The sequence below is a fragment of the bacterium genome (assembly GCA_018814885.1).
Classification (GTDB): domain Bacteria; phylum Krumholzibacteriota; class Krumholzibacteriia; order LZORAL124-64-63; family LZORAL124-64-63; genus JAHIYU01.
The window spans coordinates 1-2,940 of the sequence record JAHIYU010000033.1 but is presented as its reverse complement, the minus strand read 5'-3'; the positions used below and the strand labels follow the sequence as shown (position 1 = coordinate 2,940).

Sequence of the window (2,940 nt, the reverse complement as noted above, 5' to 3'; positions counted from 1 at the left end):
CCTTCTGGTTGATGATCGCGTCGATGGCGATGGCGGTCTTGCCCGTCTGGCGGTCGCCGATGATCAGCTCGCGCTGGCCGCGGCCGATGGGGATCATCGAGTCGATGGCCTTCAGCCCCGTCATCAGCGGTTCCTTCACCGGCTGGCGGCCGAGCACGCCGGGCGCCTTGAGCTCGATCTTGCGCGTCTGGTCGCTGGGGATGGGGCCCTTGCCGTCGATGGGCTGTCCCACGGCGTTGACCACGCGGCCGATGACGCCGTCGCCCACCGGCACCTCGGCGATGCGCCCGGTGCGGGTTACCTGGTCGCCTTCCTTGATGTGCGTGTCCTCGCCGAAGATGGCCGCGCCGATGGAGTCCTCCTCCAGGTTCAGCACCATGCCGTAGGTGTCGCCGGGGAACTTGATGAGTTCGCCGGCCATGACGTCCCGCAGGCCGTAGATGCGGGCGATGCCGTCGCCGACCTGCAGGATGGTGCCCACGCTCTCGACGCCGAGGTCGCGGTCGTACTTCTCCAGCTCCTGCGAGAGGATGGAGCTGATCTCTTCGGGCCTGAGTTTCAAAGCAAAACCCCTTGTTCAATCACCACTCGGTTCGGCGACTCGGCGCACGTCCGCCGCGGACAGCTGCGCCCGCATCTTGGTCAGGTTGGTTTGAATCGTGCCGTCTATCACCTGATCGCCCATGGACACGCACACGCCGCCGATCACGCTCGGGTCGACGCGCTTGCGCAGGGTGATCCTCTTGCCGGTCAGCGACGCCAGCCTGTCGACCAGGTCGCGTTCGAGATCCCCGGGCAGCGGCACCGCCGTGACGACCCTGGCGCGCATGTAGCCCCGGTCGATCTCGACCAGCGTCTGGAACGCGGACTGGATGTCGGACAGGTGCTCGATGCGTCCCTTCGCCAGCAGCAGGTGGAAGAAGTGCAGCAGCACCGGCTCGATCTTCCGGTCGAAGAGGTTGTCGAGCAGCTGCTCCTTTTCCCGGTCGGCGACCTGCGGCCCCTCGAGGAAGCGCGCCAGCTCCGGCTTCTGGTCGAAGACCTGCGCCACGGCCGCGTAGGACTCGGCCACGCCCTCGAGCAGGCCGGCCTTGCGCGACGTGTCGAGCAGGGCCTGCGCGTAGCGCGTGGCGACGCCCCGGTCACGCATGGGGCATCTTCCCGAGGCTGTCGATGTACTCGCGGATCAGGCGGCGGTGCGTCTCGTCGTCCAGCTTCTGGTTGATGAGTTTCTCCGCCGAACCCAGGGCGAGCTCCACGATGTCGTCGCGCAGCGAGAGCTGCGCCTTCTGCGTTTCGACCTCGATGTCCTGCCGCGCCTTGTCGAGGGCGCTCCCGGCCTTGGCCTGGGCCTCGCCCTTTATCCGGTCGGCGATCTCCTCGCCGCGGACGACGGCCTCCTGGACCTTTTCGCGCTCGATGACCTTGATCTCGCCGAGCTTCGACTCGAAATCGCCGCGCAGCTTCTCCGCGTCCCCGCGGGCCTGCTCGGCCTCGGCGAAGTCGGAGGAGATCTTGTCGCGGCGGGCGTCGAGCAGGTCGAGGATCGGACCCCACGCGAACTTGGCGAGGATCCAGACCACGATCACGAAGCCCGCGATGTTGGTCAGGACGACGGGTATGTTCAGTTCCATGTCACACCTTCCGCTGCCGGCGCCGGCTCCTCCGGCCGGTGGGACGGGGCGGCGAACCGTCGCCGACCGCATCCGTCACCGGAGACCCCGCGACGACTCGGATCAGCCGAGCTTGCCCATCAGCAGGATGACGATCAAAAGCGCATAAATGGTCAGGGCCTCGATGAAGGCACAGCCGATGATCATCGCGATCTGGATCTGGGGGATGGCCTCGGGCTGACGGCCCATTGCCTCCATTGCGGAACCGATGGCCCGGCCCAGGCCGAGTGCGGAACCGATCGCGGCGATACCGACGCCGAGGGGAGCCAAACCTAAGAGATCCATTGTTCCTCCTAAACCTTTTCAGGTCTTGATTGACGGGCGAGCGCCCTTGGTCACCGGATGAAAGTCGCCTCTCTCCGGCATCAATGCCCGTGTTCCCCGTGGGGAAGCATCAGGGCGATGTAAATCGTCGACAGCAGCGTGAAGACCAGCGCCTGGATGGTGCTCGTCATCAGCGCCAGGAAAACGATCGGCACCTGGATGGGGATGCCGATCGGCGAATGGATGAAGGCGAACATGCCCGCGCCGAGCACCACGAAGACGGCGATGAGCTTGTCCTCGCCCATCACGTTGCCGAACAGTCGCAGGCTCAGGCTCAGGGGCTTGATGAACTCTCCCAGGACGTGCAGCGGGAACATCAGGACCACGAAGCCCCACTCCAGTCCGCTGCGGGGCGAGCCCGCCATGTGATGCAGGTAGCCCAGGACGCCGTTCTCCTTGATGCCGGTGAACTGCACGTACAGGAAGGTGCAGATCGCCAGCGCCACGGTGGTGTTGATGCTCGAGGTGGACGAGTGGAAGAAGGGCACGAGCCCCATGAAATTGTTGAGCAGGATGAAGATGAAAAGCGTGCCCAGGTACGGCGTGTAGCGGCGCGCGGTGGGCCCGATGGCGCCCTCGAAGAGGTTGTACAGCCCGCCCACCAGCATCTCGATCGCGACCTGGAAGCGGGTCGGCGGCCCGTCGCCGCGGCGCTTCACCGATCCGGCCATCAGCGAGACGATCAGCACGACGGCGATCAACGAGAACAGGGGGTCCAGGAAGCCGGCCTTGTCGCCCTCGAGATACTTGCCGAAGAGCAGGGTGATGAAGTTCGGGAGGTGGTACGGATCGTGTGCGTTGGCGTCGTCGTGCTCGCCGTGGATCGCGTCGCCGTGCGTGTCGGCGTCATGGCCGGCCGCGGCGTGGGCGTCGCCCGCCTGTTCGACGGCCCCGCGGGTTTCCCCGGCGTGCGCCGGCTGGGCGTGCGCGTCGCCGTGGGTGG

Annotated in this window: 5 protein-coding genes; all 5 read right to left on the bottom strand. The window is 66.3% G+C overall.

Annotated features, from left to right (window positions below):
• A partial coding sequence (locus tag KJ554_01915) for a F0F1 ATP synthase subunit alpha (GenBank protein MBU0741090.1) occupies positions 1-562 on the bottom strand: 562 nt, incomplete at its 3' end.
• 15 nt (positions 563-577) lie between these two features.
• Complete coding sequence (gene atpH, locus KJ554_01910) at positions 578-1,150, bottom strand: ATP synthase F1 subunit delta (GenBank protein ID MBU0741089.1); 573 nt, start codon at positions 1,148-1,150, stop codon at positions 578-580.
• The gene (gene atpF, locus KJ554_01905; GenBank protein MBU0741088.1) at positions 1,143-1,634 is read right to left on the bottom strand and encodes a F0F1 ATP synthase subunit B; all 492 of its coding nucleotides are present in this window, start codon (positions 1,632-1,634) and stop codon (positions 1,143-1,145) included. The genes atpH and atpF overlap by 8 nt, the downstream gene beginning before the upstream one ends.
• A 102-nt stretch (positions 1,635-1,736) precedes the next feature.
• Positions 1,737-1,958, bottom strand: coding sequence for an ATP synthase F0 subunit C (gene atpE / locus KJ554_01900; GenBank protein ID MBU0741087.1), 222 nt, complete (start codon positions 1,956-1,958; stop codon positions 1,737-1,739).
• Positions 1,959-2,038: 80 nt separating this feature from the next.
• Positions 2,039-2,940: F0F1 ATP synthase subunit A (atpB, locus tag KJ554_01895; protein MBU0741086.1), on the bottom strand; the 902-nt coding region annotated here is incomplete at its 5' end.